Annotated in this window: 23 protein-coding genes; 11 read left to right on the top strand and 12 right to left on the bottom strand. The window is 66.8% G+C overall.

All coding sequences use genetic code 11. The features are described 5' to 3' along the window. Nucleotides 1-91: 91 nt before the first annotated feature. Nucleotides 92-2,758, top strand: a complete 2,667-nt coding sequence (ppc, locus tag ACT53K_RS17695) for a phosphoenolpyruvate carboxylase (RefSeq protein ID WP_476230060.1) — start codon at nucleotides 92-94, stop codon at nucleotides 2,756-2,758. A 16-nt stretch (nucleotides 2,759-2,774) separates the two neighbouring features. Here ppc and ACT53K_RS17690 read toward each other — a convergent pair whose 3' ends face one another. Next, on the bottom strand, nucleotides 2,775-3,182 hold the full coding sequence (locus tag ACT53K_RS17690) for an acyl-CoA thioesterase (RefSeq protein WP_476230058.1): 408 nt from the start codon (nucleotides 3,180-3,182) through the stop codon (nucleotides 2,775-2,777). 41 nt (nucleotides 3,183-3,223) lie between these two features. Between ACT53K_RS17690 and ACT53K_RS17685 the strand changes: the two genes are divergently transcribed. Beyond that, complete coding sequence (locus ACT53K_RS17685) at nucleotides 3,224-3,454, top strand: hypothetical protein (protein ID WP_476230056.1); 231 nt, start codon at nucleotides 3,224-3,226, stop codon at nucleotides 3,452-3,454. Between the two features lie 11 nt (nucleotides 3,455-3,465). On the opposite strand, the gene ACT53K_RS17680 is transcribed toward ACT53K_RS17685, so the two are convergent. The 5 genes from ACT53K_RS17680 to ACT53K_RS17660 all read right to left on the bottom strand — a co-directional run bounded on the left by ACT53K_RS17680 (nucleotide 3,466) and on the right by ACT53K_RS17660 (nucleotide 6,917). Beyond that, a complete protein-coding gene (locus tag ACT53K_RS17680) occupies nucleotides 3,466-4,089 on the bottom strand; it encodes a hypothetical protein (protein ID WP_476230055.1) in 624 nt (207 codons plus the stop codon). Between the two features lie 54 nt (nucleotides 4,090-4,143). Further along, entirely contained in the window at nucleotides 4,144-4,548 is a 405-nt protein-coding gene (locus tag ACT53K_RS17675; protein WP_476230054.1) for an ExbD/TolR family protein, read from the bottom strand. Between the two features lie 69 nt (nucleotides 4,549-4,617). After that, the gene (locus ACT53K_RS17670) at nucleotides 4,618-5,208 is read right to left on the bottom strand and encodes a YdeI/OmpD-associated family protein (protein WP_476230053.1); all 591 of its coding nucleotides are present in this window, start codon (nucleotides 5,206-5,208) and stop codon (nucleotides 4,618-4,620) included. Between the two features lie 42 nt (nucleotides 5,209-5,250). Continuing rightward, the gene (locus ACT53K_RS17665) at nucleotides 5,251-5,604 is read right to left on the bottom strand and encodes a DNA primase (protein ID WP_476230051.1); all 354 of its coding nucleotides are present in this window, start codon (nucleotides 5,602-5,604) and stop codon (nucleotides 5,251-5,253) included. A 77-nt stretch (nucleotides 5,605-5,681) separates the two neighbouring features. Further along, nucleotides 5,682-6,917 (bottom strand): multidrug effflux MFS transporter, encoded by a 1,236-nt coding sequence (locus ACT53K_RS17660; RefSeq protein WP_476230049.1) that lies wholly within the window; start codon nucleotides 6,915-6,917, stop codon nucleotides 5,682-5,684. Between the two features lie 107 nt (nucleotides 6,918-7,024). On the opposite strand from ACT53K_RS17660, the gene ACT53K_RS17655 reads away from it, so the two are divergent. The 3 genes from ACT53K_RS17655 to ACT53K_RS17645 all read left to right on the top strand — a co-directional run bounded on the left by ACT53K_RS17655 (nucleotide 7,025) and on the right by ACT53K_RS17645 (nucleotide 10,006). Further along, the gene (locus ACT53K_RS17655) at nucleotides 7,025-7,531 is read left to right on the top strand and encodes a hypothetical protein (RefSeq protein ID WP_476230047.1); all 507 of its coding nucleotides are present in this window, start codon (nucleotides 7,025-7,027) and stop codon (nucleotides 7,529-7,531) included. A gap of 95 nt (nucleotides 7,532-7,626) precedes the next feature. Further along, nucleotides 7,627-8,577, top strand: coding sequence for an isopenicillin N synthase family dioxygenase (locus ACT53K_RS17650; RefSeq protein WP_476230045.1), 951 nt, complete (start codon nucleotides 7,627-7,629; stop codon nucleotides 8,575-8,577). Between the two features lie 136 nt (nucleotides 8,578-8,713). After that, a complete protein-coding gene (locus ACT53K_RS17645; RefSeq protein ID WP_476230043.1) occupies nucleotides 8,714-10,006 on the top strand; it encodes a homoserine dehydrogenase in 1,293 nt (430 codons plus the stop codon). On the opposite strand, the gene ACT53K_RS17640 is transcribed toward ACT53K_RS17645, so the two are convergent. After that, nucleotides 10,003-10,347, bottom strand: coding sequence for a hypothetical protein (locus ACT53K_RS17640; RefSeq protein WP_476230041.1), 345 nt, complete (start codon nucleotides 10,345-10,347; stop codon nucleotides 10,003-10,005). The two genes, ACT53K_RS17645 and ACT53K_RS17640, sit on opposite strands and share 4 nt — an antisense overlap. Nucleotides 10,348-10,415: 68 nt before the next feature. Then, nucleotides 10,416-10,781 (bottom strand): hypothetical protein, encoded by a 366-nt coding sequence (locus ACT53K_RS17635; RefSeq protein WP_476230040.1) that lies wholly within the window; start codon nucleotides 10,779-10,781, stop codon nucleotides 10,416-10,418. Nucleotides 10,782-10,939: 158 nt separating this feature from the next. Here ACT53K_RS17635 and glpX point away from each other — a divergent pair, with 158 nt between their 5' ends. After that, on the top strand, nucleotides 10,940-11,908 hold the full coding sequence (gene glpX, locus ACT53K_RS17630; RefSeq protein ID WP_476230039.1) for a class II fructose-bisphosphatase: 969 nt from the start codon (nucleotides 10,940-10,942) through the stop codon (nucleotides 11,906-11,908). Nucleotides 11,909-11,987: 79 nt separating this feature from the next. Beyond that, the gene (locus ACT53K_RS17625; protein ID WP_476230038.1) at nucleotides 11,988-13,835 is read left to right on the top strand and encodes a CocE/NonD family hydrolase; all 1,848 of its coding nucleotides are present in this window, start codon (nucleotides 11,988-11,990) and stop codon (nucleotides 13,833-13,835) included. Between the two features lie 43 nt (nucleotides 13,836-13,878). Here the strand turns inward: ACT53K_RS17625 and ACT53K_RS17620 are convergent, their stop codons facing one another. The 3 genes from ACT53K_RS17620 to ACT53K_RS17610 all read right to left on the bottom strand — a co-directional run bounded on the left by ACT53K_RS17620 (nucleotide 13,879) and on the right by ACT53K_RS17610 (nucleotide 17,867). Then, on the bottom strand, nucleotides 13,879-14,976 hold the full coding sequence (locus ACT53K_RS17620; RefSeq protein ID WP_476230037.1) for an ATP phosphoribosyltransferase regulatory subunit: 1,098 nt from the start codon (nucleotides 14,974-14,976) through the stop codon (nucleotides 13,879-13,881). Between the two features lie 20 nt (nucleotides 14,977-14,996). Further along, on the bottom strand, nucleotides 14,997-16,574 hold the full coding sequence (gene serA / locus ACT53K_RS17615) for a phosphoglycerate dehydrogenase (RefSeq protein WP_476230035.1): 1,578 nt from the start codon (nucleotides 16,572-16,574) through the stop codon (nucleotides 14,997-14,999). A 135-nt stretch (nucleotides 16,575-16,709) separates the two neighbouring features. Then, complete coding sequence (locus ACT53K_RS17610; protein ID WP_476230034.1) at nucleotides 16,710-17,867, bottom strand: phosphoserine transaminase; 1,158 nt, start codon at nucleotides 17,865-17,867, stop codon at nucleotides 16,710-16,712. Nucleotides 17,868-18,033: 166 nt separating this feature from the next. On the opposite strand from ACT53K_RS17610, the gene ACT53K_RS17605 reads away from it, so the two are divergent. From ACT53K_RS17605 to ACT53K_RS17590, 4 genes are all read left to right on the top strand, one after another. Beyond that, complete coding sequence (locus ACT53K_RS17605; RefSeq protein WP_476230033.1) at nucleotides 18,034-18,582, top strand: hypothetical protein; 549 nt, start codon at nucleotides 18,034-18,036, stop codon at nucleotides 18,580-18,582. Between the two features lie 81 nt (nucleotides 18,583-18,663). Continuing rightward, on the top strand, nucleotides 18,664-20,409 hold the full coding sequence (locus tag ACT53K_RS17600; RefSeq protein ID WP_476230032.1) for a hypothetical protein: 1,746 nt from the start codon (nucleotides 18,664-18,666) through the stop codon (nucleotides 20,407-20,409). After that, nucleotides 20,406-21,911: a hypothetical protein gene (locus ACT53K_RS17595; protein ID WP_476230031.1), complete on the top strand. Its 1,506-nt coding sequence runs from the start codon at nucleotides 20,406-20,408 to the stop codon at nucleotides 21,909-21,911. Before ACT53K_RS17600 ends, ACT53K_RS17595 begins: the two co-directional genes overlap by 4 nt. Before the next feature lie 42 nt (nucleotides 21,912-21,953). Continuing rightward, complete coding sequence (locus ACT53K_RS17590) at nucleotides 21,954-23,645, top strand: hypothetical protein (RefSeq protein ID WP_476230030.1); 1,692 nt, start codon at nucleotides 21,954-21,956, stop codon at nucleotides 23,643-23,645. Between the two features lies 1 nt (nucleotide 23,646). Here ACT53K_RS17590 and ACT53K_RS17585 read toward each other — a convergent pair whose 3' ends face one another. Beyond that, a complete protein-coding gene (locus ACT53K_RS17585) occupies nucleotides 23,647-24,834 on the bottom strand; it encodes a GNAT family N-acetyltransferase (protein ID WP_476230029.1) in 1,188 nt (395 codons plus the stop codon). Between the last annotated feature and the right edge of the window lie 31 nt (nucleotides 24,835-24,865).

The raw sequence follows: 24,865 nt of genomic DNA, 5'->3' as shown, positions 1-24,865 counted from the left end.
CGCAACAAATTTGCTGGCGCCCGACGCTCGCCGTATTTCTGTTGCGGAGCCCGGTTGACCCCTGCGTTTCCGCGGTGCAGCAATTGCGCCCATGGCCAGTATCGCAATCACCAACAATCCCGACATCCGTTTCCTCGGCCGGCTGCTCGGCGACGTCATCCGCGTCTATGGTGGCGAGGCGCTGTTCAAGCGGATCGAATATATCCGCGCTACTTCCGTCGATCGCCATCGCGGCGTCGCCGGTGCGACCGCGATCGATTCGGGGTTGGACAGGCTGACGCTGGACGAGACGCTCGATTTCGTCCGCGGATTCATGCTCTTCTCGATGCTCGCCAACCTCGCCGAAGACCGGCAGGGTGTCGCGACCGAGAAAGACGCTGATGTCGCAGCCGCGCTCGAACGGCTGGCGGCTGCCGGGATCGGACGCGAACCGGTGATGGCGTTGCTCGACCACGCGCTGGTCAGCCCGGTATTGACCGCCCACCCGACCGAGGTGCGGCGCAAGTCGATGATCGACCATAAGAACCGTATCGCAGAACTGATGCGCCTGCGCGATCAGGGCGTGGCGGAAACGCCGGATGGTGATCAGGTGGAAGAAGCCATTCTGCGCCAGATTGCGCTGCTGTGGCAGACGCGGGTGCTTCGCCGGGAGAAGCTGGGCGTGCCGGACGAGGTGGAGACGGCGCTATCCTATTTCCGCGATGTGTTCCTGCCCGTGCTGCCTGCGCTCTATGCGCGGTGGGATCGAGCCCTGGGCGACCGCACCCCCAGCTTTCTGCGCCCCGGCAGCTGGATCGGCGGCGACCGCGACGGCAACCCCTTCGTCACTGCCGATTCGATGCGGCTGGCGCTCGCGCGCGCCGCGGAGACGGTGCTCGACCATTATCTCGACGCGGTCCATGCGCTGGGCGCGGAGTTGTCGATCTCGACCGAACATGCTGAGGTGCCAGAGGCAGTCATCGCGCTGGCCGAAGCAAGCGGAGACACCGGCAAAAGCCGCAGCGACGAACCCTATCGCCGCGCACTGACCGGCATCTATGCGCGCCTTTCCGCGACGCACGAAAGGCTGGTCGGGCGGCGGCCCGGACGGCCCTCTCCCATTCCTGCCGCACCCTATGACCATCCCGCAGCCTTTCGCGAAGACCTTGTCGCCATCGCACGCGGTCTCGCCAATGGTGGTCCGCTGGCGACAGGCGGCGCGCTCGGCCGGCTGATCCGCGCGATCGAGACATTCGGCTTCCACCTCGCCACGCTCGACATGCGCCAGAACAGCGCGGTGCATCAGCGCGTCGTCGCCGAACTGCTCCAGTCGGCGGGCGTGTGCGAAGACTATGCGGCGCTCGACGAGGAGGCGCGGATCGCCCTGCTGCGCCGCGAGCTGGCCAACGCCCGCCCGCTCACCAGCCCCTATGCCGCCTATTCGGAGGAAACCGCCTCAGAACTGGCGATCGTACGCGAAGCCGCGGCGGCGCATGCCCGCTACGGCCGCGATTGCATCCGCCATTACATCGTATCGATGGCGCAGTCGGTGTCGGACCTGCTCGAAGTCCATATCCTGCTCAAGGAAGCCGGGCTCTACGTGCCCGGCGAGCAGCCCCAGGCGCACATCATGGCGATCCCGCTGTTCGAGACGATCGGCGATCTGGAAAGCGCCCCGGCGATCATGGCAGCCTGGCTGAATTTGCCCGAAGTCGCGGCCATCGCCGCCAAGCGCGGGCATCAGGAAGTGATGATCGGCTATTCCGATTCGAACAAGGATGGCGGCTATCTCACCTCCACCTGGCAGCTGAGCCGGGGTTCGACCGCGCTGAAGCCGGTGTTCGAGCAAGCCGGCATCGCCATGCAGCTGTTCCACGGCCGCGGCGGCGCGGTGGGGCGCGGTGGCGGATCGAGCTTCTCGGCGATTCTCGCCCAGCCGCCGGGCACGGTGCAGGGGCGGATCCGTATTACCGAACAGGGCGAAGTGATCGCCGCAAAATATGGCAGCCGCGAAAGCGCGATGACCAATCTGGAGGCCATGGCTTCGGCAACTCTGCTCGCCAGCCTGGAGCCGGAGAAGCTGGCCCCGGCCGATGCGGCGCGGTTCGCAGCGGCAATGGACCAGCTCTCGGACACCGCGTTCCGCGCCTATCGCGGACTGGTCTATGAAACGCCCGGTTTCACCACCTTCTTCCGGCAGATGACACCGATTGCCGAGATCGCCGGCCTGAAGATCGGCTCGCGCCCCGCCAGCCGCAAGAAAACCGACGCAATCGAGGATCTGCGCGCCATCCCCTGGGTGTTCAGCTGGGCGCAGGCGCGGGTGATGCTGCCGGGCTGGTACGGCGTGGGCGCGGCGCTGGAGGCGTTCGAGGACAAGGGGCTGCTGCGCGAGATGGCGAGCGCTTGGCCGCTGTTCCGCGCGACGCTGGACAATATGGAACAGGTACTGGCCAAGTCAGACATGGGCATCGCCGAGCATTATGCGGCGCTGGTCGAGGATACCGAGCTGCGCGAGGCGGTGTTCGGCCGTATCCGCAGCGGCTGGGACCAGACGCATGACTGCCTGCTGCAGGTCACGCGCCAGACCAGGTTGCTCGAAAAGCATCCGCCGCTGGAGACCTCGATCCGGCTGCGCCTGCCCTATATCGAGCCGCTCAACCTGCTCCAGATCGAGCTGATGAAGCGCCACCGCGCCGGGGAAGGCGATCCGCGGATCGGCGAGGGTATATTGCTGTCGATCAACGCGATCGCGACGGCGCTCCGCAACAGCGGCTAGGAGATCGGGTTGGCGGCTATATCGCGTCGCCCTCGTCCAGAAACCGCGCCGCCATTGCCTGTGGCACGCGCAGCAGCCGGCCGCTCGCCCGGTCGATCAGCGCCCAGGTGGTTTTCGCCTCTACCCGAACCTTGCCATCCGTGCCGGTGAAGCGGACGTGGCGATCGAAGCGCGCCCCGCGCGGCGCCTCCGCCACCCAGGTTTCTGCGGTGACGGTCTCGCCAGCACGCAGATTGCCGCGATAATCGATTTCGTGCCGCGTCACGACCCAGATGCAGGCGGCCTGTTCCTCGGCGCTTGCGACTGCCTGCCAGTGGGCAACGGCGATGTCCTGAATCCAGCGCACCCATATGGCATTGTTGACATGGCCCAGTTCGTCGATGTCCTCGGGCGTGGCGATGATGGTCTGGCGAAAGCGGCGCATCTGCGAACCCTAGCGTAACCATGTTCGGAAGCGCAGCCTTCATGGTGCGCCTGGATACTCAAGCCATGTTTCCGCGCCGACCCGCCCAGATTTTTCGCAGCCGCTGGTCTGCGCTGTTCTGGGCTGCGGGCGTGCTGTGGACGGCGGTGAGCATCTCTGGCATCGACACCCACGCCAAGCCCAAGCCACAGCCCACCCCCTCCGTCGATGCCTGGGGCCAGCCCATCAACAGCGCCGATATGGCAACCGTGGAAAATGCCATCGGCAACTAAAGCCGCCGGGTTCAGGACACGGGCGCAGCCGGGTCACGGTTGAATTTGATCGCGCGGATCCGCCACTGGCGCTGCTCCGGCGTCGCTCCGTCAATATCACCGGTGCGGTGGAGCGTAACTTCGCCGAGCTGGTGGAACGGCTTCCCCCCCGCCTTCATCCGGCCATAGACCTGCACCGGCACCGTGACATAGCGTTGGCCGGCGCCTGCCTCGATCTGCCCCGGCGCGCCGATCTGGGCGTGATATTCGGTATAGGCTGCAAAGCCGGCCGCAAATTGCGCCGGGTCGGCGCCCGAAGCCTCGCCACCGTCGCTCCACAGCGCTCGGGCCTGCTGATAGCGCCCGGCTTCGATGAGCGCGTAATAATTTTGCACGACCGCGGCAGCACCCTGCGCGCTATCGGCAGCGAAGCGGCCTTCGGATACTGGCGTACGGTCATCGGCAAGGCCACCCGGCTGGCCCGGCGCAATGGGCGAAACGGCTTCGAGCTCGTTGCCGATCTGTCGTGCAGGAGGCGCCGACTGGTTGACCGCCGCGTTCGCGACCGCACTCGTGGCATTTGCTGCCGGCTGTTCCGGGGGCTGGCTCGAACAGGCGGCCAGCGTGCCAATGCAGAACAGGGAAATCAGGCGCATCCGGTCCTCTCCGTCGCTTTCATGGCGAACGAAAGACCGGATGCGCAGGTTCCTTCAGTTGGTCAGCGGATGGTTCCCGACAAAGCCCAGCTTTTCGATATTCGCGCGCTTGATCGTCGCCAGCACCGCATCGAAGCGATCGTAGCGCGCTTCCGGATCGGTCTGGAGCTGCAGCACCGCTGCATCCTGGCGCAGCGCCTCCAGCCGCGCCGGCAGTGTCGCATCGGCAATCGCGGCGCCGTCCCAATGGAGCGCGCCGTCGCGATCGATCGCCAGCCGGTGGCTGGCCGAATCGACCGGTCGGGCACCAGCTGTCGGCAGGTCGACCGGTACCTTGTGGGTGGCCATCGGCATGCTGAGGATCATCACGATCAGCAGCACCAGCATCACGTCGATGAATGGCGTGACGTTGATCGCGCCAATCGGTACGGGGTCGGCGATTTCGATACGCTTCGGCATGGCCTCATCCTCTCGCAGTGATGATGCAACGTATCATACAATACTCGGCACGCAATCTATGGAAGATCGTCAGCCGCCTGCGCCTTTGGCATATTTCCAGTTGCGGCGTTTGCCCTCGCGCATCCATTCGATCGCTTCGGCGACGCGGCGGGCGCGCGTGTCGGGGCGCTTCGCCTCTTCGATCCATTCGCAATATTCGCGGCGGCAGCTGGGCGGAAAGGCGCGGAAGGTTCCGTCGGCCGCAGCATCGTCCGCCAGGGCAGCGGCGAGCTCCGCCGGAACGTCGGCCTCCGGCCGGGGTGCGCGCGGGGGACGGGCCGGCCGCTCCCCGCGTTCGGTCCGTAGCGCGGTCGCTCGGATCATCGCCTCCAGGGTCGGAGCATCGGGCAAGTCTGCAAGCGAGAGGAGATGGCGGAACTGCGCCACTGTCTCGCCTTCCGTCGCGCCATGTTCCCAAAGGCCGAACCGGGCGTGATTTTTGAAGGCGACCATCAGCGCGAAGGTGCGGCCACCGATCAGAAAAGCGGGGCGCGACCATTTTATCGATTCGGTCGTCTCCGGTACGGCCGCGTGCACGCGATCGCGCAACCACGACAAAATGGGTCGCGCAAAGTCAGCGCTGGTTTCGATATAGGCGTCGACTCGCGGATCCTTGGGCATGACGCAGCGATGCTCGCCCCGCTCGCGTCATGCCGTCAAGCTTCAAGGCTTGAGTGCGTCTTCGTCTGCATCGTCGAGTTCGGCGTCGAGATCGTCTTCGCCGATATCCGGGTCATCGAAATCGTCCTGGATGTCATCTTCGTCCAGATCGTCTTCATCGGCATCGAGATCCTCATCTTCCTCGCCGACCTCGTCGTCTTCCATGGTCAGATCGTCGAGATCGTCGTCGTCATCCTCGTTGCCGCCCAGATCCGGATTGATGTCTGTCAGCAACGACCCGTCATCGGGGCCGTCGCCGGTCACTTCCAGAATCTCGGCACGTTGGCTCTCGTCATAGCCTTCCGCGTCATAGCCGTCGTCACCGGGTCCGTGGCCCGTAATCTGCTGGCCGCCCATTGCACGTTCCTCCGCCTGCTCCCGACGAAAGTCGCCGGGATCGATAGCGCCAACGGTGTGCTGCCGGGTCCGTTCCGTCAGCTCGGCCGGAACATCCGTCCGCGCTCGGTAATCGCTACTATCAGCAGCGACAGGCCACCCATTAGGAAGAATCCGCTGTACAGCGGGATGGTGGTACCATCGAACGCCTGGCCGATCGCCGCACCGATCAGCGCACCGGCCAGTGTGGTCGAAAAACCCTGCAGACTGGAAGCCGTGCCGGCGATTTCGCCCATTTGCTCCATCGCCAGCGCCGAGAAATTCGACGTGGCAAGACCGAAGCATGCCATCATCGCTGCCTGCAGCAGCGCGAAGCTCCACAACGTCTCCAGTCCCGCGAGCGTCACCAGCAGATGCACCCCGGCGAACAAGGTGAGCAACGCCAGTGCGCTGTGCGAAATCACGCGCATGCCCAGATGCATCACGATCCGCGAATTGACGAAGGAGCCCACCGCCATCGTGCTGGCCACGCCGGCGAAAAGGACGGTCAGCAATTCGGGCCGCCCGAACACATCGGCCATCACCTGCTGGATCGAGCCGATAAAGCCGAACAGTGCGCCCGAGAGAAGGGCGGTTGCCATGGTGTAGCCTACCGCGGCTCGATCCCGCAGCATGAGACCGTAATCGCCGATCACGCGCGCGGGATGGAGCGACTGGCGGCTTTCGGGCGACAATGTCTCAGGCATCCGCAGCGCGAACCACAGCAGGACGATCCCCCCTGCACCGCCCACACCCCAGAAGATCGTCCGCCACGATCCGCCTGCGCCGAGAATCACCTGCCCCACTGCGGGCGCAAAGATCGGCGCGGCCATGAAAACGATGAACACCAGGCTCATCACCCGCGCCATGGCTCGGCCGGCATAGCAATCGCGCACCAGCGCCACCGTTACCACGCGCGATCCGGCGGCGGCGGCACCCATCGCCACGCGCGCCGCAAGTAGCAGCGGAAAGCTGTGCGCCAGCGCGGCGATGGCACTGGTGCCGACATAACAGCCCAGCGCCGCCATCAGCACCGGCCGCCGGCCGAATCGATCGGACAGCGGGCCATAGAGCAACTGCGCCACTGCAAAGCCGATCAGAAAGGCCGTGATCACAAACTGGCGATGGTTGCCCGAAGACACGCCCAGGCTGTCGCCGATCGCCGGCAAGGCGGGCAGCATCGAATCGATTCCCAGCGCCGTCAGCGCCATCAGCGCCGCCGCGAGCGCGACGAACTCGCCGAAACGCAGTGGCGCGCGGTTCGCGGATTGCGTTGTGAGGTGCGGCGCGTGCATGGCGGGGACATGGCCCAGTCCGCCGCCTGCGTCACCCCTTTTCGGGTTGACGTGCCGGCTTCTAGGGCAACAGTGCAGCCAGCGTGACTGCCTCGCAGGAGATTTCGATGCTTCGCCCAATCGTTCCCGCCGCCGCCCTTCTGCTGCTTTCGGCCTGCAACGGCAGCGGCAGCATTTCCATCGAAGGCGGCAATGACAGTGACGGCAATGCAGTGATCGCCACTGATGCGAACGGCCGCGTGCAGATCAAGGCACCGGGCGTGCAAGGCTCGATCACCCTGCCGAAAATGGCGCTTTCCGCCAAGGACTTCGACATTGACGGCGTGACGCTCTATCCGGGCTCGACGCTCAAGAATCTGCGCATCAACGGCAAGGACGGCAGCGACAAGGCGGATAAGGACGATGACGGCCAGGTGCTGGTCGAATTCGAAAGTCCCGCCGCGCCGGCCACGGTGCGCGACTGGTTCCGCGACAATATGACGAAGCAAGGCTTCAAGGTCGGCACGCGCGACGATAATCTGTTCGGCACCACCGATGACGGCCAGCCTTTCGCCCTGCAGCTTTCCGCCGCTGGTGACGGCAAGACCAAGGGGCTGATGCAGGTCGGTCGTTGATCTGCGGCAAGGCTGGGCACCTGGGGAACCTCCCAATCTTGTTGCAGGGCCGGTGGCAGGTCTAACCACAAGCTTTTGTGTTCGGAGAATATGGAATGTTGGAAAGTCTCGCCGAAATTCCGGTGCTTTCGCTGAAGGCGCAGGCGAGCGACCCGGAGGGCTTTGCCCAGGCGTTCGGCCAGTCCTTTCAGCGGTTCGGGTTTGCGGTGGTGCGCGACCATGGCGTGCCGCAGCCGCTGATCGACCAGGCATGGTCGATCACCAAGGCGTTCTTCGACCTGCCCGAGGAGGAAAAGCGCGGCTATTACGTCCCCGGCGGCGGTGGCGCGCGTGGCTATACGCCGTTCAAGACCGAGATCGCCAAGGGCGCAACGCATGTCGACCTGAAGGAATTCTGGCATGTCGGCCGCGAGCTGGCGGCGGGCCACCGCTTCGAAAAGGACATGGCGCCAAACATCTGGCCGGCCCGGCCCGAGGGCTTTCGCGACACCTTCGTCGAGCTGTTCGCCGCCTTCGATACGGCCGGCGACAAGCTGCTGTCGGCGGTGGCACGCTATCTGGGCCTGGCGCCGGACTGGTTCGACTCAGCGGTAAAGGACGGCAATTCGGTACTGCGCCTGCTCCATTACCCGCCGGTCGATGCCGATGCGCCCGAAGTCCGCGCCGGTGCGCATGAGGACATCAACCTCATCACCCTGCTGCTCGGTGCCGAGGAAGCCGGGCTGGAACTGCTCGACCGCGACGGCAAATGGATGGCGATCAAGCCGCCCGAAGGCGCGATGGTCATCAATGTCGGCGACATGCTGCAGCGGCTGACCAACCATGTGCTGCCCTCGACGACCCACCGCGTCGTCAATCCCCCGGCCGAGCGGCGCGGCCATTCGCGCTATTCGATGCCTTTCTTCCTGCATCCGGCGCCCGATTTCCTGATCAAGACGCTGCCCGGCTGCATCAGCGCGGAAAATCCGAACCGCTATCCCGAGCCGATCACCGCGCATGATTATCTGCACGAGCGGCTCGTCGAAATCGGCCTGATCAAGAAATAAAAGGCGCGTGCAGGTGCGCCTGCGCGACTAAATCTGTCTTTCCTTCTGCGGAAGGAAGGCGCTAGGGACGAAGGGGCGGCGGCCGGGCGGAAACGTCCGGCCGCCGCCTTGCCAAGTGGAATTGAAGGAAAATCGAATGGCGGAAGCGTTGCGCGTGGCACTGGCGGGGCTCGGAACCGTGGGCGGCGGCGTGATTCGCCTGCTCGACGCCAATGCCGATCTGATCGCGCGCCGCGCCGGCCGGCGGATCGAAGTCGTCGCCGTTTCCGCCCGCGACCGGAACAAGGATCGCGGCATCGATCTGGGCCGCTTCGACTGGGTCGACGATCCGGTCGAACTCGCCCGCCATGCGCGCGCCGATGTGGTGGTGGAACTGGTCGGCGGGTCCGACGGCCCGGCGCTGGCGCTGGCCCGCGCGGCGCTGGGCGCGAACAAAAGCTTCGTCACCGCCAACAAGGCGATGATCGCGCATCACGGCCTAGAACTCGCAGCCGCCGCCGAATCGGCGCAGGTCGCGCTGAAGTTCGAGGCTGCCGTGGCGGGCGGCGTACCGGTCATCAAGGGGCTGCGTGAAGGCGCGGCCGCCAACGCGATCAGCCGCGTCTACGGCATCCTAAACGGCACCTGCAACTTCATCCTGTCGAAAATGGAGGCCGAGGGCCGCGACTTCGCCGAGATTCTCGCCGAGGCGCAGGCATTGGGCTATGCCGAGGCCGATCCCACCTTCGACATTGACGGTATCGACGCCGCGCACAAGCTGTCGATCCTCGCCAGCCTCGCCTTCGGCACCCAGCCGGCGTTCGGCGACCTGAAGGCGAGCGGCATCCGCCATATCCTGGCCGCTGACATCGCTGAGGCGGCGACGCTCGGCTACCGCGTGCGGCTGCTCGGCATCGCCGACGCGGGGCCGCACGGCCTGTTCCAGCGCGTGCATCCGCATCTCGTGCCGCTCAGCCACCCGCTGGCGCATGTCACCGGATCGACCAACGCCGTCGTGGCAGAGGGCAATTTTGTCGGCCGCCTGCTGTTCCAGGGTGCGGGCGCGGGCGACGGCCCGACGGCAAGCGCGGTGGTGGCCGATCTGATCGACATCGCGCGCGGCGAATATGGCCCGCCTTATGCGATGCCCGCGGCAGCCCTTGCCGCCCAGCCCGCCGCAGACAGCGGCGAGCGGCGCGGGCGCTCCTATGTCCGCTTCACCGTTGCCGACCGGGTGGGCGTGCTCGCCGAAATCGCGGCCGCGATGCGTGATTCCGGCGTGTCGATCGAAAGCCTGATCCAGCGCGGCGTCAGCCCAGACGGCAGCGCACTGGTGGCCATCGTCACCCACGAGGCGCCCGAGCGCAGCATCGCCCAGGCGCTGGAAAAGCTGCGCGGCTCGCAAAGCCTGACGGGCGAGCCGATGTGGATGCACATTCTCGACGCTTAATAGGCGACCCGCAGTACGCGCCGGCCATGGCCCGGGCACACCCGCATGCCGGTCAGCCCACAAGCGGGGCCGGTGGGGCGCACCATTTCCAGCCGCGGATCGACGATCCTTTCTGCCGCCGCCCTGACACGGTAGCGCGCCGCCGGATCGATGCGGCCGCAATCGCTCGCCAGCTCGCAGGCCGTCAGCAGCGGGCGCATCGCAACGAGGCTGGGCGCACGCTGCCTTAGCCGCGCCTGGACGGTGCGCAGACGTGCCGGCGAATGCGGGCGCACGGCCGGTGCGGGCGCAGACCGGGATGTTGCACTCGCCACCTGGAGCGCAAGCAGAATCAACAACATGGATCCCTCCTGTTCCCCGCCCGGGGTCGCTAACGCGCCGGCGGAGGAGAGTTTCCGGCGCGAAGTGCTCAGGGGGCCAGGGGGCGCGTGACCAGCCGGGCCTTGCCGTCGAAGCGGGTCGACATCGTAACCCCGACCGATCCGCATTTCACGGTGTAGAGGCCTTCGCCGCAGGGGGTGATGCCTTGCACCACCGGGTCGCCCAGCAAGCGCTCGAGCCGGGCATTTGGATCGTCCCGCCCCGTCGTGGCAGTCACGAACGGCACACGGTAGCGATCGGCAGTGCGCAGCGCGCACACCACCACTTCGCCCTGCTCGGTCGCCGTCGGGCACGAAATGCCTGCGCGGGTGTCGGCCCGGTATCGCGCCAGCGCCGCGGTTACCGTAGGACTGGCAACATCCTGAAAAAGCAGCAAAAAGGGCAAGGGAGGCATTGGCGTCGCTCCGGTGCAGAATGGCGGCAGTATATCCGCGCAAAGGGCGAAATCGAGGCAAGTTGGCGCCGTAGTGGCAGTGACAACGTTAGCATCCTCGACAGCGCGGTTTTGCGCTCCTATCGCGCCCCACAAAGCCACGGAGGACATCCGATCCGATGCCGAATACCAGCAATATCCTCGACCGCGTTCTCGTCCTCGAAATGGTGCGCGTCACCGAAGCTGCAGCGATCGCGGCATCCAGCCTGATCGGCCGAGGCGACGAAAAGGCCGCCGATCATGCGGCCGTAGAAGCGATGCGCGAGGCGCTCAACCAGCTGTATATGGACGGCACCGTGGTGATCGGCGAGGGCGAGCGCGACGAGGCCCCGATGCTCTATATCGGTGAAAAGGTCGGTTCGGCGATCGGCAAGGGCCCCAAGATCGACATCGCGCTCGATCCGCTGGAAGGCACGACCATCACCGCCAAGGCAGGTCCCAACGCGCTCGCCGTGCTGGCAGTGGCCGAACAGGGCAACCTGCTCAACGCGCCCGATGTCTATATGGACAAGATCGCCGTCGGCCCCGGCTATCCGCAGGGCGTGATCGATCTGACCCGGACGCCGACCGAAAATATCGAGGCGATCGCCGCCGCGAAGGGGGTGAAGCCGAACGAGATTATCGCCTGCGTACTCGACCGCCCGCGCCACGAAAAGCTGATCGCCGAATTGCGCGCGGTCGGCTGCGGCATCATGCTGATTCCGGACGGCGACGTGGCGGGCGTGATCGCGACCAGCGATCCGGCCACGACGATCGACGTCTATATGGGCCAGGGCGGTGCGCCCGAGGGCGTGCTGGCTTGCGCGGCGCTGCGCTGCGTCGGCGGCCAGTTCCAGGGCCGGCTGGTGTTCCGGAACGAGGATGAGCGCGCGCGGGCGCGGAAATGGGGCATCGAAGACCTCGACAAGGTCTATAACCTCGACGAACTCGCCAAGGGCGACTGCATCTTCGCGGCGACGGGCGTGACGGATGGTTCGCTGCTGTCGGGCGTAAAGCGGGTGCGCGGTAAGATGACCACCGAAAGCGTGGTGATGCGCGCCAGCTCGGGCACGGTCCGCTGGGTGAAGGGCGAACACCGGATCGACTGATCCGCGATACGACGCCGCCGGCTTGATCCCGGCGGCGTCTTGCCGCACCAAGTCACCCTGACCTCAGGGGGATGAATCGATGCGGCACTGGCTGATTACCGTAGCTCTCGCGGCGCTTGCCGCACCACTGGCCGCCGCCGCGCCGCCGCAGGCCGCACCTGCCGCATCCGAGGCGCCCTTCACCTTCGAAGAAGCGATGATCCCGATGCGTGACGGGGTCAAGCTGCACACCGTCATCCTGCGCCCGCGCGACGCCAAGGGTCCGCTGCCGATCCTGTTCCAGCGCACCCCCTATGGCACGCCTGCAGCCGCCCCCCAGCGCGTGCCGGGCAGCTGGGCGCCGCTGGTGCGCGACGGCTATATCTTCGTGTTCCAGGACATGCGCGGCCGCTTCCAGTCCGAAGGCGGCCCGTTCACGCTTTCGACCGAAATCAAGACCGGCAAGGGCGCGACTGACGAGGCGACCGACGCCTATGACTCGATCGACTGGCTGGTGAAGAATGTGAAGCCGAACAACGGCAAGGTCGGCATGTGGGGCGTCTCCTATCCCGGCTTCACCGCAGCGGTTGCGCTGGCAAAGCCGCATCCGGCGCTGAAGGCGACCAGCCCGCAGGCGGCGTGGATCGATTACTGGAAGAATGACGACCTCCACCGCTGGGGCGCGATGCGGCTCACCTATGCCAGCGACTGGGTGAACAGCCTGCAGGCCGACAAGACCAATGCCGGCATCGACCTGTACGACCGCTACGACACCTATGCGTGGTTCCTGCAGGCGGGGTCACCCGACGAGATCGAGAAGAAATATTTCAAGGGCCGGGTGCCGCGCTATCGCGAGATGATCGAGCACCCCGATTATGACGAGCACTGGAAGAAGCAGGTCTGGTCGAACGCGCTCGGCAAAACGACCGTGCCGACGCTCAACGTTGCCGGCTATTGGGACCAGGAAGATCCCTGGGGCAGCTGGAAGATCTGGGAAAAGCAGCGCGAGAACGATTCGAACAAGCTGGCGCTGATGGTCGCGGGCCCCTGGGCGCATGGCACCTGGCAGTCGCCGGCGAACAGCCTGGGCCGCATTCCGTTCGGTGTCGACAGCGGCACCCAGTTTGTCGAGCAGATCGAGGCGCCGTTCTTCGCCTATTGGCTGCACGGCAAGGGCGAGAAGCCCGACTTCGCGCTGAAAAGCTTTCAGTCCGGTTCGTGGCAGTGGAAGACCTATCAGACGTATCCGCTCGCCAATGCGCGGGCGACGAGCCTGTACCTGCACGCCAATGGCTCGCTCAGCTTCACGGCCCCGGCGGCGGGTGAAGGATGTCGCGATTATGTGAGCGATCCCGCCCGCCCGGTACCGTTCCGTCCGCACCCGATGTCGGCCACCTATGCCACGCCCGACTGGCGCTGGTGGGAAGCAGAGGACCAGCGCTTCGTCGACGACCGGCCCGACGTGCTCAGCTATGTCTCGGCCCCGCTGGAGAACGACCTGACCGTCACCGGCGACGTCACCGCCAAACTGATGGCGACGACCAGCGGCACCGACAGCGACTTCGTCGTCAAGCTGATCGACGTGTTCCCCGAGGATTATGAGAAGCCGCCGACCGCGCTGGGGGCGTACGCCAAGGGGCTGAACGGCTATGAACTGCCGATCGCGATGGAGATCCGCCGCGGCCGGTACCTCAAGAGCTTCGAACAGGCGACGCCGCTGGTCCCCGATCAGGTGACCGCCTGGGATTTCCCGCTGCGCGACCACGACCATGTGTTCAAGAAGGGCCACCGGATCATGGTCCAGGTCCAGTCGAGCTGGTTCCCGGTGATCGACCGCAACCCGCAGAAGTTCGTGCCCAACATCTACAAGGCCAGGCCCGAGGATTATCAGAAGGCGACCCAGCGCGTCTGCGCGGGATCGACCGTGACGCTGCCGGTGGTGCGCTGAGGAAAGCCGTCACCCCGGCGGAAGCTGGGGCGACAGACCCGCCTCACACCGCGACCGGTTCCCCGTCGCGCAGCACATGGGTGCAGAGCTGCGCCTCAGGCGTGTCGTCGGCCTCGAGCGCCGCGACCGTCACCCAGCCCTGCGCCCGGAGCGTAGCGCCCGTCGCCGCATCGGTGCCGAACGGCAGGAACAGCCGCCGCCGCGCATCGCCGCCCATGCCGGCGTCGAGAATCGGATCGGCATAGAGCGAGAAACCGACCGCCGGTTCCTCGCGTTCGCCGTCGTGCACGACCATATAGGTGCCGCCCCGGCCGATCTCGCCACGCACGCCGCGCGCGAAGATCGAGAAGCCGAGCCAGGTCTGATACTCGAAGCCGTGGCGCTCGGTCGGGTCGAGCGTCAGCGCGACGCCCGCCGGGATGCTCGCCGCAATAGTGGCTAGTCCGTCGATCCGGCTGGCGAGCGCGGTGCCCGCATCGGTCGCCCGCAGCTTTGCCATCGCGCTATCGAAAGGTCCGGCGGCCTCGATGAGCGGCAGATATTGGGGATCGATCGCGGCGACGCCGCCGGCGTCCTTGGCATCCAGCCGCTCGCGCAGCGCGGTGAGCTTTTCGGGCGGCAGCGTCTCGCCCGCAAGCGTATCGACCAGATCGGGCAAGGTGAAATCGATCGCCAGCCCTTCGACGCCGGCGGATTGCAGCGCCTCGATCGCGACGCGGACGATCTCCATCGCCGCGACCACAGAGTCGCGCCCGATCAGCTCGCAGCCAATCTGGCGCATCGCCCGGCGCGGGTCGAGCGCGGGCGCCTTCAGCTTGAGCACCTGTCCCGCATAGCAGAGCCGCACCGGCCGCGGATGATGGCCCATGCGGGTGGCGGCGATGCGGCCTACCTGGGCGGTCAGGTCCGGCCGGATGGCAAGGCTGCGCTGCGACACCGGATCGACGAACCGCACCGCATCGCGCACTGCACCCGTCTTGAGCCGCGTCGCCAGTTCGTCGGCGAACTCGGCGAGCGGGGGATCGACCTGTTCGTATCCATAAAGACGCGCGAGCCCCAGCACGCGCGTCTCGAGCCGCGCCGCCGCATCGGCGGCCGGCGGCAGGCGATCGTGAAACCCTTCGGGGAGGAGACCAGTCATGGACGCCTCCCCTAATCGGTTCAGAACGCGAGCGCCATGGCGGTCTTCACGCCGGGCAACGCGCGGACCTTGGCGAGCAGGGCTTCGTCCACCGCTTCGTCGACCGAGAGCAGCAGCACCGCTTCGCCACCGGCCGAGCGGCGGCCGAGGTGGAAGGTGCCGATATTGACGCCCGCCTCGCCCAGCGTGGTGCCGAGCCGGCCGATAAAGCCCGGCGCGTCCTCGTTGACGATGTAGAGCATGTGGCCGACCAGATCGGCCTCGACCTTGATGCCGAACAGCTCGACCAGACGCGGCGCCGCGTTGCTGAACAGCGTGCCCGCCACCGAACGGTCGCCCGCCTGGGTGCCGACGGTCACGCGCACCAGCGTGTGATAGTCGCCCTCGCGATCATGGCGCACTTCGCGCACGTCAAGCCCGCGCTCCTTGGCGAGGAACGGCGCGTTGACCATGTTCACCGTGTCCGAATGCACCCGCATCAGCCCAGCGAGCACCGCGCTGGTGATCGGCTTCTGGTTCAGCTCGGCGGCCGCACCTTCCACTTCGATGGCGATGCTGGTGAGTTCGCCATGCGCGAGCTGGCCGACCAGGCCGCCCAGCTTCTCGGCCAGCGCCATATAGGGCTTGAGGCGCGGGGCTTCCTCGGCCGACAGGCTCGGCACGTTGAGCGCGTTGGTGACGCCGCCGGTCATCAGATATTCGGCGAGCTGCTCGGCGACCTGGATCGCCACATTGACCTGCGCTTCGGTCGTCGAGGCGCCGAGGTGCGGCGTCGCGACGAAGTTCGGCGTTCCGAACAGCGGATGCTCCTTGGCAGGTTCCACCGCGAACACGTCGAGCGCGGCGCCGGCGATATGGCCGCTCTCCAGCCCTTCCTTCAGCGCCGCCTCGTCGATCAGGCCGCCGCGCGCGCAGTTGATAATCCGCACGCCCTTCTTGGTCTTGGCGAGATTCTCGCGGCTCAGGATGTTGCGGGTCTGGTCGGTCAGCGGCGTGTGCAGCGTGATGAAATCGGCGCGCAGCAGCAGATCGTCGAGCGTCATCTTCTCGACGCCCATTTCCAGCGCGCGCTCGGGCGTGAGGAACGGGTCATAGGCGATCACGCGCATGCGCAGGCCGATGGCGCGGTCCGCGACGATCGAGCCGATATTGCCAGCGCCAATCAGGCCCAGCGTCTTGCCGGTCAGCTCGACGCCCATGAAGCGGTTCTTTTCCCACTTGCCGGCCTGGGTCGAAGCATCGGCCTCGGGCAGCTGGCGGGCGAGCGCGAACATGAGGGCGATGGCGTGCTCGGCAGTAGTGATCGAGTTGCCGAACGGGGTGTTCATCACCACCACGCCCTTGGCCGAAGCGGCGGGGATGTCGACATTGTCGACGCCGATGCCGGCGCGGCCGATCACCTTCAGGTTGGTCGCGTGCTCGAGAATGTCCTTCGTGACCTTGGTCGAGCTGCGGATGGCGAGGCCGTCATACTGGCCGATGATCGCCTTGAGTTCGTTCGGGGTCTTGCCGGTGATCTCGTCCACTTCGACACCGCGCTCGCGGAAGATCTGCGCGGCCTTGGGATCCATCTTGTCGGAAATCAGTACCTTGGGCATTTCTTGTCTCCCTCTCCCCTTCAGGGGAGAGGGCCGGGGAGAGGGGCAGTGCCGCACCCCGGCCCTTTAATGAATGGAAAATCGATAGGTGGGCAGGGGGCATGCCCCTCTCCCCGATGGGGAGAAGGCTATAGATCAGCCCGCCTTGGCGGTGGCGTAGGCCCAGTCGAGCCAGGGGCCGAGCGCCTCGATATCGGCGGTGTCGACGGTCGCGCCGCACCAGATGCGCAGACCCGCCGGCGCGTCGCGATAGCCGGCCACATCATAGGCCGCGCCTTCCTTTTCGAGCAGGCCCGCGAACTTCTTGATGAAGTCGGCATCGGCGCCCTCGACGGTAAGGCACACGCTGGTGCGCGAGCGGATCGCGGGATCCTCGGCGAGATGGCCCAGCCATTCGCGCTCGGCGACGATCTTGTCGAGCGCCGCGGCATTGGCGTCCGAACGGGCGATCAGCCCGTGTGCGCCGCCTAGGCTTTTGCCCCATTCGAGCGCGAAGATCGCGTCTTCCACCGCCAGCATCGACGGCGTGTTGATCGTCTCGCCCTTGAACACGCCCTCGGCGAGCTTGCCTTTGGAGATGAGGCGGAAGACCTTTGGCAACGGCCAGGCCGGGGTGTAGGTTTCGAGCCGTTCGACTGCGCGCGGGCCGAGGATCAGCACGCCGTGCGCGCCCTCGCCGCCCAGCACTTTCTGCCAGGAGAAGGTCGCGACGTCGATCTTGTCCCAGGGCAAGCCATAGGCGAACACCGCCGAAGTGGCGTCGGCGAAGCTGAGCCCCTGGCGATCGTCGGCGATCCAATCGCCGTTGGGCACGCGCACGCCCGAGGTGGTGCCGTTCCAGGTGAACAGTACGTCGTTCGACCAGTCGACGGCGTTCAGGTCGGGGATCTGGCCATAGTCGGCGCGCAGCACGGTGGGATCGAGCTTGAGCTGCTTGACCGCGTCGGTCACCCAACCTTCGCCAAAGCTTTCCCAGGCGAGGGTAGTCACCGGCCGTGCACCCAGCATCGTCCACATCGCCATTTCGAAGGCGCCGGTGTCCGAGCCGGGGACGATGCCGATGCGGTGCGTCTCCGGCAGGCGGAGCAGCTCGCGCATCAGGTCGATGCAATATTGCAGGCGGGTCTTGCCCAGCTTCGAGCGGTGCGAGCGGCCGAGCGACTGGCAAGCGAGCTTCTCGGGCGACCAGCCCGGGGGCTTGGCGCAGGGACCAGAGGAAAAATAGGGACGCGCCGGTTTAGTGGCGGGCTTCGCAGACGCAAGGGTGGCGTCGGCGGCAATCGAATCAGTCATGTAGACTCTCCTCACAGAGAGCACGCGCGGCGTTGGGACCGCGTGGCCCGCCGACGGCCCTAGCGGTGGCTGCACAAAAGTCAATTCAGGACATCGTTGCGATGGAACAATGTTGCGGCTCCACGCCTTTGCTGCGCAGCTTTGCGAGACAACAGGGAGACTGGAAATGCGGATAATGGTGGTGGCCGCGCTGGCGGCGAGCCTGTTGGCGACGCCTGCCTTTGCGCAGCAGCAGCCGGAAAGCGTGGGCGAAGGTGCCAAGGCGCCGCTGCGCGACCTGCGCATCGACGAGAAGAAGATTCCCCCGGTGCTGCTACTCGCGTCCTCTGCACCCTATTCGGCGCAGGGAACCCGGACCTGCGCGCAGATTCGTGCCGGCATCGCCGATCTGAACGCCGTGCTCGGCAACGACGCCGACGCGCCGGGATCGAAGGGCGGCAATGGCGGCGCCATCGCGGCCGCTGGCAGCCGCGCCATTGTCGGTGCGCTGATCCCGGGCTTTGGACTGGTGCGGATGGTCACTGGCGCCGACAAACAGGAAAAGCGCGTTGCAGCCGCCGTCTATGGCGGCGCCATTCGCCGGTCCTACCTGAAGGGTCTGGGCGTTTCGAAAGGGTGCAAGCCGCCTGCCGCGCCCACCGCCGCCGCCCGTGCCGCCGTGCCGACACTGCCGGTCGACGACAAGGACGAGAAGAAGGAAGACCGCAAGGACTGAGCGCCGGGAGGCGGGGCTTTACGGAGCAGGCAGCCCCGCCTCCCTAACCGGACCTTAACCATGTTGCCCTAGCGCTGGGCCATGGGACCGCGGCTGCATCGACCGATTGCGCGCGACTATTGGGTCGCGCTGGCGCTCGCGCTGCTGATGGGCATTGCCTGGACGATCCGCGACCGCGCGCAACTCGCGGTATTCCGGCTACCCGATACCGACGACGTGATGCGGCTGCAGCAGATCCGCGACTGGCTGGGCGGTCAGGCCTTTGCCGACCTGACCCAGCACCGGCTCGGGCCCGCCCCCGGTCTCCAGATGCACTGGTCGCGCGTTGCCGATCTGGTGCCGGCCGCACTGATTGTCGCGCTGACGCCGTTGCTTGGCAGCCCGGCCGCCACTATCGTCGCCGTAACGGTATCGCCGCTGCTCCTGTTCGCCGTCGCGTTGGTGCTGGTGGCATCGATCGCCCGGGCGCTCGGCCAGTCCGGGACGGTCGCCGCCGTGCTGGCCGCGATCGCCTACCCCGCCACCACCATTTTCTTTCCGGGCCGCATCGATCACCACGCCCTGCAGATGGTGCTGGTGCTGGCGCTGGTCCGCGCCTGTCTGAACGCCGGCTCGCTGCGCAGCGGCGCAGCGGCAGGACTTGCCACCGCGCTCTCGCTCGCCATCGGCATGGAGACAGCGCCGCTGCTCGCCATCGGCGGCGCGGTGCTGGCGCTCGGCTGGTGCCGCGACCGCCCGGGCGCGCAGGCGCGCATGGCCGGCTATTCGGTGGTGCTCGCGCTGATGCTGGCGGCGGAAGCGGTACTCTTCCGGTCCGATGGCTGGGCCTATCCGGCGTGCGACGGCTTTACCGCGCAATTGTGGCGCGCAGCGCAAATCGTGGCGGTGGCGCCGCTGGTGCTGACGCTTGCCGGATTCGCGACGCGCACGCCCCGCGTCCGGCTGGCCGCGCTCGTGCTGGGCGGCGGCGTTGCAGCGGCGCTGGCCCTGAAGGTCTCGCCAGGTTGCCTCAGCCCCTATGAGAAGGTCGATCCGTTCCTTGCCCGCGTCTGGCTGTCGCATGTTGCGGAGGCACAGCCGCTGTTCGGCGCACCGGCCTGGCACGCCATCGCCTATGCGGGCCTGCTGAGCATCGGCCTGGTCGCAGCGGGATGGGCCTGGCATCGCCGGCGGACCGCGGACTGGGCGGCGCTGTTCGCCTTTCAGGCCGGCGCGTTCCTCATCACGCTGCTGCAGTTGCGCGGCGCCTATGCCGGCGCATTGCTCGCCGCGCCCGCGCTCGCCGCGCTGATCGAAGCGGCGCGCGCCCGCGGCCCCTTGCCGCTCGCCCTGGCATGGTTCGCGTCGGCCGGCATGCTCTATCCGTTTATCGGCGATGCGCTGATGCCGCGCCAGAGCAGGGCGGCAACGACGACCATTGCAACGCCCGACTGCACTGCGCCGGCCAGCATCGCCCGCATCGCGGCATTGCCGCCGGGCACGCTCGCCGCGCCCATCGACCTCGGCGCTTTTGCCCTCGCCGCCAGCCGCGACCGCGTGCTCGCCGCACCTTATCACCGCAACACGGAAGGAAATCGTGCCATGTACGACCTGTTCCTGAGCCCGCCCTCCCAGGCCGAGGCGCTCGCGCGGCGATGGGGGGTCGACTATGTCGCCATCTGCCCCGACAGTTTTGACGAGCTGGGCCCGGTCGGCAGCGATCCGCACCGGCTGGCAGGCGCGCTGCGCAAGGGCCAGGTGCCCGTCTGGCTGCGCCCACTGTCGCCGGCCGATGCGGTACCGCGCATCTATACCCTCACCCAGCCGGCGCCACGGACCCGGCAATGACCGAGCGCCGCTGGTGGGAGACGCGCCGGTTCGCGCTGGCGGCGGTGCTGCTCAGCATCGTGCCGTTGCTATGGCCGGCCGTACCACCGCTGATTGACCTGCCGGGGCATATCGGTCGCTATCACATTGCCGCCGCCATCGGCGATTCGCCCTTGCTGCAGCGTCATTGGGTCTATGACTGGCGGCCGATCGGCAATCTGGGGGTCGACCTGCTGGTCTATCCGCTAACGCCTTGGCTGGGCGCGGAAGGCGCGGCGAAGCTGGTGGTCCTGCTGATCCCGCCGCTCATGGTCGGCGGACTGATCGCCGTGATGCGTGCAGCCGATGGACATCTTTCTCCCGCCGCAGCCTTTGCATTCCCGCTCGCCTACGCCTTTCCCTTCCAGTTCGGCTTCGTGAATTTCGCGCTGGCGGCGGCGTTGTCCTTCTGGGCACTGGCATTGTGGGTACGGATGGGGCGCACTGCATCCCCGGTCTGGCGTGCGGTTCTATTCGCGCCGATCTCGCTGCTTCTGTGGGTTGCCCATTGTTTCGGCTGGGCGATGTTCGGGCTGTTCGCCGCTGCGGCTGAGCTGGTGGCGGCGCGGCGTGCCGGGCGCCCCTGGGGGGCGGCGCTGTTCCACACGGGGCTCCTCTGCCTGCCGCTTGCCACGCCGCTGGTGCCGATGCTGATCGGCGGAGGATCGGGAGCCGGCGGCTTGAATGCCAGCTGGGAATGGGGTGCCAAGGCGGGGTGGATCGCCTCGCTGTTGCGCGAGCAATATGGCCCCTATGACATTCTTTCGGCCATCCTGCTGGTGGCATTGTGCTGGGCAGGGCTGCGGAGCCGCGCGCTGCGGCTGGAACCCGTCACGGCCGCCGCAGCAGCGCTGGGGCTGCTTGCCTGGGCCGCGCTGCCCTATCGCATGCTGGGCGGCGCCTATGTCGATATGCGCATGGCCCCCTATGCCGTGGCGCTGCTGCTGGTGGCGATCCGGGTACGGCCGGGCTTCGAACGCTTCGCACAGCCGCTTGCAGTGGTTGGCTGCCTGTTCTTCCTGATGCGCATCGCGACAACCACCCTCGTCTTCGCCGGGGCCGGGCAGTTGCAGCAACAGGCCGCCGCCGTGGCCAGCGCCATCCCGCGTGGCGCCTCGGTATTGGTGGCGGTGCATTTCGACTGCACCGGCTGGGGCGACCGGCGACTGGAGCATGTCGCCGGGCTGGCGCTCGCGCGGCGCGACATTTTCGACAATAGCGAGTGGACGCTGGCGGGCCAGCAACTGCTGCGCGACCGCCGCCCGGACGCGGGCGAATACCGCGCGGACCCGTCCCAGATGATGTACGGCGTCGGCTGCCGCGAGCGTCCCTATGACTTCGCCACCACCATCCGCAGCTTCAATCGCGCGGCGTTCGACTATGTCTGGACGATCGATTTCGCCCCGCAACCAAGGCTCGCCACCGATGTGGTGCAGGTCGCGCGCTCGGGCCCATCGACACTCTATCGCGTCATACGACGATAACGCCGCTTGCGAACGGCGCGGCGAGCGCACTAAAGCGGGCTGATGGATAGGGGCGCAACGCTGCATTGGTGGCAGACACGATGGTTCGTGCTCTTCGCCACCCTTGTCGCCACCGTGCCGCTGCTGTGGCCGGAGATTCCGCCGCTGGTCGACCTGCCGGGCCATATGGGCCGGTATCGCGTTCAGTTCGCGTATGATTCGGTGCCATGGCTGCGCGAATGGTATGATTTCCGCTGGCAGCTGATGGGCAATCTGGGGGTCGATCTGGCGATCATCCCGCTCGTCAAGCTGTTCGGCCTGAACCTGGAACTGGCAGTCAAGCTGGTCATCATCACCATTCCGGCGATGACGGTGGCGGGCTTTCTGTTCATCGCCCGCGAGGTGCATGGCCGCATTCCCGCGACCGCCCTGTTCGCCCTGCCGCTGGCCTATGCCTTCCCGTTCCATTTCGGCTTCGTCAATTTCGCCTTCTCGATGGGGCTGGCGATGCTGGCGTTCGGCTGGTGGCTGCGGCTGGGGCGGCTGGGCAAGTTCGCCTTCCGCTCGATGGTGTTCGTGCCGGTTTCGGTGCTGATCTGGATCGCCCACACCTTCGGCTGGGGCGTGCTGGGCGTGCTCGCCTTTTCGGCCGAACTGATCCGCCAGCACGACCTGCGCCGCAACCGGGCGCTGCCCTGGTATCGCGACTGGAAGCATGGTTGGGCCGAGCCCGTGTTCTTCGCCGGCGTCCAGTGCCTGGTACTGGCGCTGCCGGCGATCCTGATGATCATCTGGCGCGGCGGCGAACATGTGTCGGGCCAGACCTTCGACTGGTTCAACTGGCGCGCCAAGATGCTGTGGATCACCCAGCTCTTCCGCGACCGCTGGCAGCTGTTCGACCTTGCCAGCGTCGGCGTGATCTTCCTGCTGGTGCTGAAGGCGATCCGCGATCCGAACATCCAGTATTCGCGCAATCTCGGCCTGTCGGCGCTGTTTCTGCTGCTGGTCTATATCCTGCTGCCGCGCGTGGTGTTCGGATCGGCCTATGCCGATATGCGGCTGGTGCCGTTCCTGGTCGCGATCGCGATCCTGGCGATCCGGCCCAAACCCGGCCTGTCGATGCGCGGCGCGACGACGGTGGCGGTGCTGGGCCTCAGCTTCTTCCTGGCGCGCATCGGCGCCACGACCTGGAGCTTCTACCTCTATGACCAGGTCTATGACCGCGAGCTGAAGGCGCTCGACCATCTGCCGGTGGGGGCGCGGCTGGTGAGCTTTGTTGGAGAAACGTGCTACAACGAATGGAAGATGACGCGGCTGCAGCACGTGCCGGCGCTCGCGCTGGAGCGGAAGCTTGCCTATACCAACGATCAATGGTCGATGGCGGGCGGCCAGTTGCTCACCGTGCGGTACCGCGCCGCGAAGCGGTTTGCGCATGATCCGTCGGAAATCGTCACCAATGTGCAGTGCCCGCGCGAATGGTGGCGGCCGATTGCGCGCAGCCTGGCGATCTTCCCGCGCGATGCGTTCGACTATGTGTGGCTGTTGCGCCCGCCGCCCTATGATCCGCGCTATGCACAGGGGCTGATCCCGGTGTGGCGCGACGGGCCGAGCGTGCTCTACCGCGTCGACCATGACGTGCCGGGGCCCGAGCTGAACCCCGGCGACCTGCCGGTGCCCAAGCCCGAGCGGGTGCTGATCCGCGAAGCCGAAGCCGCCGGCCAGCTGCCCGGCAACGGCACCGCGCCGCCGCCCTAGCCTAGTCCGCCTTCCGGAACGGCGTCAGTTCGCCGAGAAATTCCTGCTCGCGTTCGACCGCCTGCTGTTCGCGCACGAGAAAGTCGGCGACGGCGCGGCGAAAGCCGGGGTCGGGCAGATAATGCGCCGAGAAGGTCGTTACCGGCGCATAGCCGCGCGCCAGCTTGTGCTCGCCCTGCGCCCCCGCCTCCACCCGCGGCAGCCCGCGCGCGATCGCCGCGTCGATCGCCTGATAATAGCATAGCTCGAAATGGAGGAACGGCACGTCCTCCACGCAGCCCCAATAGCGGCCATAAAGCGCATCGCTGCCGATCAGGTTGAGCGCGCCGGCGATCGGCCGCCCTTCACGCTCGGCGAATATCAGCAGCAGCTTGTCGCCCATCGCCGCGCCCAGCAGCGAGAAGAACGACCGGGTGAGGTACGGCCGCCCCCATTTGCGGCTGCCGGTATCCTGATAAAATGCCCAGAAGGCGTCCCAATGCGCCTCGGTGATCTCGGCGCCGGTCAGGTGCCGGATCGTCAGCCCCTCCACCGCCGCCGCGCGTTCCTTGCGCACCGCCTTGCGCTTGCGGCTGGCGAGCGCGCCCAGAAAATCGTCAAACCCGGCATAGCCGCGATTGTGCCAGTGAAATTGCGTGCCGGGGCGGATCAGCCAGCCGGCTGCCTCGAACAGCGGCACCTGTTCGGGCGCGACGAAGGTGACATGGCCGGAGGAAAGCTGGTGCTGATCGACCACGGCCTCGATCGCCGCGATCAGCGCCGGCGCGGCGCTCGGCTCCCGCAACAGCAGCCGCGGCCCGGGCACCGGCGTGAACGGCACCGCCACCTGGAGCTTCGGATAATAGCGCCCGCCCGCCCGCTCCCAGGCATCGGCCCAGCCATGGTCGAATACATATTCGCCCTGGCTGTGGCTCTTCGCATAGGCAGGTGCGATCGCAATCGGCACGCCATCGGCGCCGTCGACCAGAATCGGCAGCGGCTGCCATCCGGCCTGCACGGTCGCGGACCCGGATTCCTCCAGCAGCGAAAGGAAGGCGTGGCTGACGAACGGATTGTCGGCACCCGCGCATGCATCCCACTGCGCCGCCGGAATCGAGGCGACACCATCGGCGATGCGGGCAGTGACGGGGGAGGATCGCACGCGTCCAAGATAATGCACCGCGCCGTCGCCGCCACCCCGGATTTGCATCGCGGCGCCGAAAACGGCAGAGGCAGGGGAC

The sequence above is a fragment of the Sphingomonas sp. DMC8 genome (genome assembly GCF_056314185.1).
Note: the sequence above shows the minus strand (reverse complement) of the source record. Positions and strands in the feature narration are given on the sequence as shown.

What these genes read in the sequence shown, in the direction of transcription:
- ACT53K_RS17660 (WP_476230049.1), bottom strand. Translation starts at nt 6,917, where the DNA reads ATGCACGCGCCGCACCTCACAACGCAATCCGCGAACCGCGCGCCACTG.
- ACT53K_RS17635 (WP_476230040.1), bottom strand. Translation starts at nt 10,781, where the DNA reads ATGCCTCCCTTGCCCTTTTTGCTGCTTTTTCAGGATGTTGCCAGTCCT.
- ACT53K_RS17625 (WP_476230038.1), top strand. Translation starts at nt 11,988, where the DNA reads ATGCGGCACTGGCTGATTACCGTAGCTCTCGCGGCGCTTGCCGCACCA.
- ACT53K_RS17585 (WP_476230029.1), bottom strand. Translation starts at nt 24,834, where the DNA reads ATGCAAATCCGGGGTGGCGGCGACGGCGCGGTGCATTATCTTGGACGC.
- ACT53K_RS17650 (WP_476230045.1), top strand. Translation starts at nt 7,627, where the DNA reads ATGTTGGAAAGTCTCGCCGAAATTCCGGTGCTTTCGCTGAAGGCGCAG.
- ACT53K_RS17655 (WP_476230047.1), top strand. Translation starts at nt 7,025, where the DNA reads ATGCTTCGCCCAATCGTTCCCGCCGCCGCCCTTCTGCTGCTTTCGGCC.
- ACT53K_RS17645 (WP_476230043.1), top strand. Translation starts at nt 8,714, where the DNA reads ATGGCGGAAGCGTTGCGCGTGGCACTGGCGGGGCTCGGAACCGTGGGC.
- ACT53K_RS17685 (WP_476230056.1), top strand. Translation starts at nt 3,224, where the DNA reads ATGGTGCGCCTGGATACTCAAGCCATGTTTCCGCGCCGACCCGCCCAG.
- ACT53K_RS17600 (WP_476230032.1), top strand. Translation starts at nt 18,664, where the DNA reads ATGGGACCGCGGCTGCATCGACCGATTGCGCGCGACTATTGGGTCGCG.
- serA (WP_476230035.1), bottom strand. Translation starts at nt 16,574, where the DNA reads ATGCCCAAGGTACTGATTTCCGACAAGATGGATCCCAAGGCCGCGCAG.
- ACT53K_RS17610 (WP_476230034.1), bottom strand. Translation starts at nt 17,867, where the DNA reads ATGACTGATTCGATTGCCGCCGACGCCACCCTTGCGTCTGCGAAGCCC.
- ACT53K_RS17605 (WP_476230033.1), top strand. Translation starts at nt 18,034, where the DNA reads ATGCGGATAATGGTGGTGGCCGCGCTGGCGGCGAGCCTGTTGGCGACG.
- ACT53K_RS17675 (WP_476230054.1), bottom strand. Translation starts at nt 4,548, where the DNA reads ATGCCGAAGCGTATCGAAATCGCCGACCCCGTACCGATTGGCGCGATC.
- ppc (WP_476230060.1), top strand. Translation starts at nt 92, where the DNA reads ATGGCCAGTATCGCAATCACCAACAATCCCGACATCCGTTTCCTCGGC.
- ACT53K_RS17620 (WP_476230037.1), bottom strand. Translation starts at nt 14,976, where the DNA reads ATGACTGGTCTCCTCCCCGAAGGGTTTCACGATCGCCTGCCGCCGGCC.
- ACT53K_RS17590 (WP_476230030.1), top strand. Translation starts at nt 21,954, where the DNA reads ATGGATAGGGGCGCAACGCTGCATTGGTGGCAGACACGATGGTTCGTG.
- glpX (WP_476230039.1), top strand. Translation starts at nt 10,940, where the DNA reads ATGCCGAATACCAGCAATATCCTCGACCGCGTTCTCGTCCTCGAAATG.
- ACT53K_RS17670 (WP_476230053.1), bottom strand. Translation starts at nt 5,208, where the DNA reads ATGCCCAAGGATCCGCGAGTCGACGCCTATATCGAAACCAGCGCTGAC.
- ACT53K_RS17665 (WP_476230051.1), bottom strand. Translation starts at nt 5,604, where the DNA reads ATGGGCGGCCAGCAGATTACGGGCCACGGACCCGGTGACGACGGCTAT.
- ACT53K_RS17680 (WP_476230055.1), bottom strand. Translation starts at nt 4,089, where the DNA reads ATGCGCCTGATTTCCCTGTTCTGCATTGGCACGCTGGCCGCCTGTTCG.
- ACT53K_RS17690 (WP_476230058.1), bottom strand. Translation starts at nt 3,182, where the DNA reads ATGCGCCGCTTTCGCCAGACCATCATCGCCACGCCCGAGGACATCGAC.
- ACT53K_RS17640 (WP_476230041.1), bottom strand. Translation starts at nt 10,347, where the DNA reads ATGTTGTTGATTCTGCTTGCGCTCCAGGTGGCGAGTGCAACATCCCGG.
- ACT53K_RS17595 (WP_476230031.1), top strand. Translation starts at nt 20,406, where the DNA reads ATGACCGAGCGCCGCTGGTGGGAGACGCGCCGGTTCGCGCTGGCGGCG.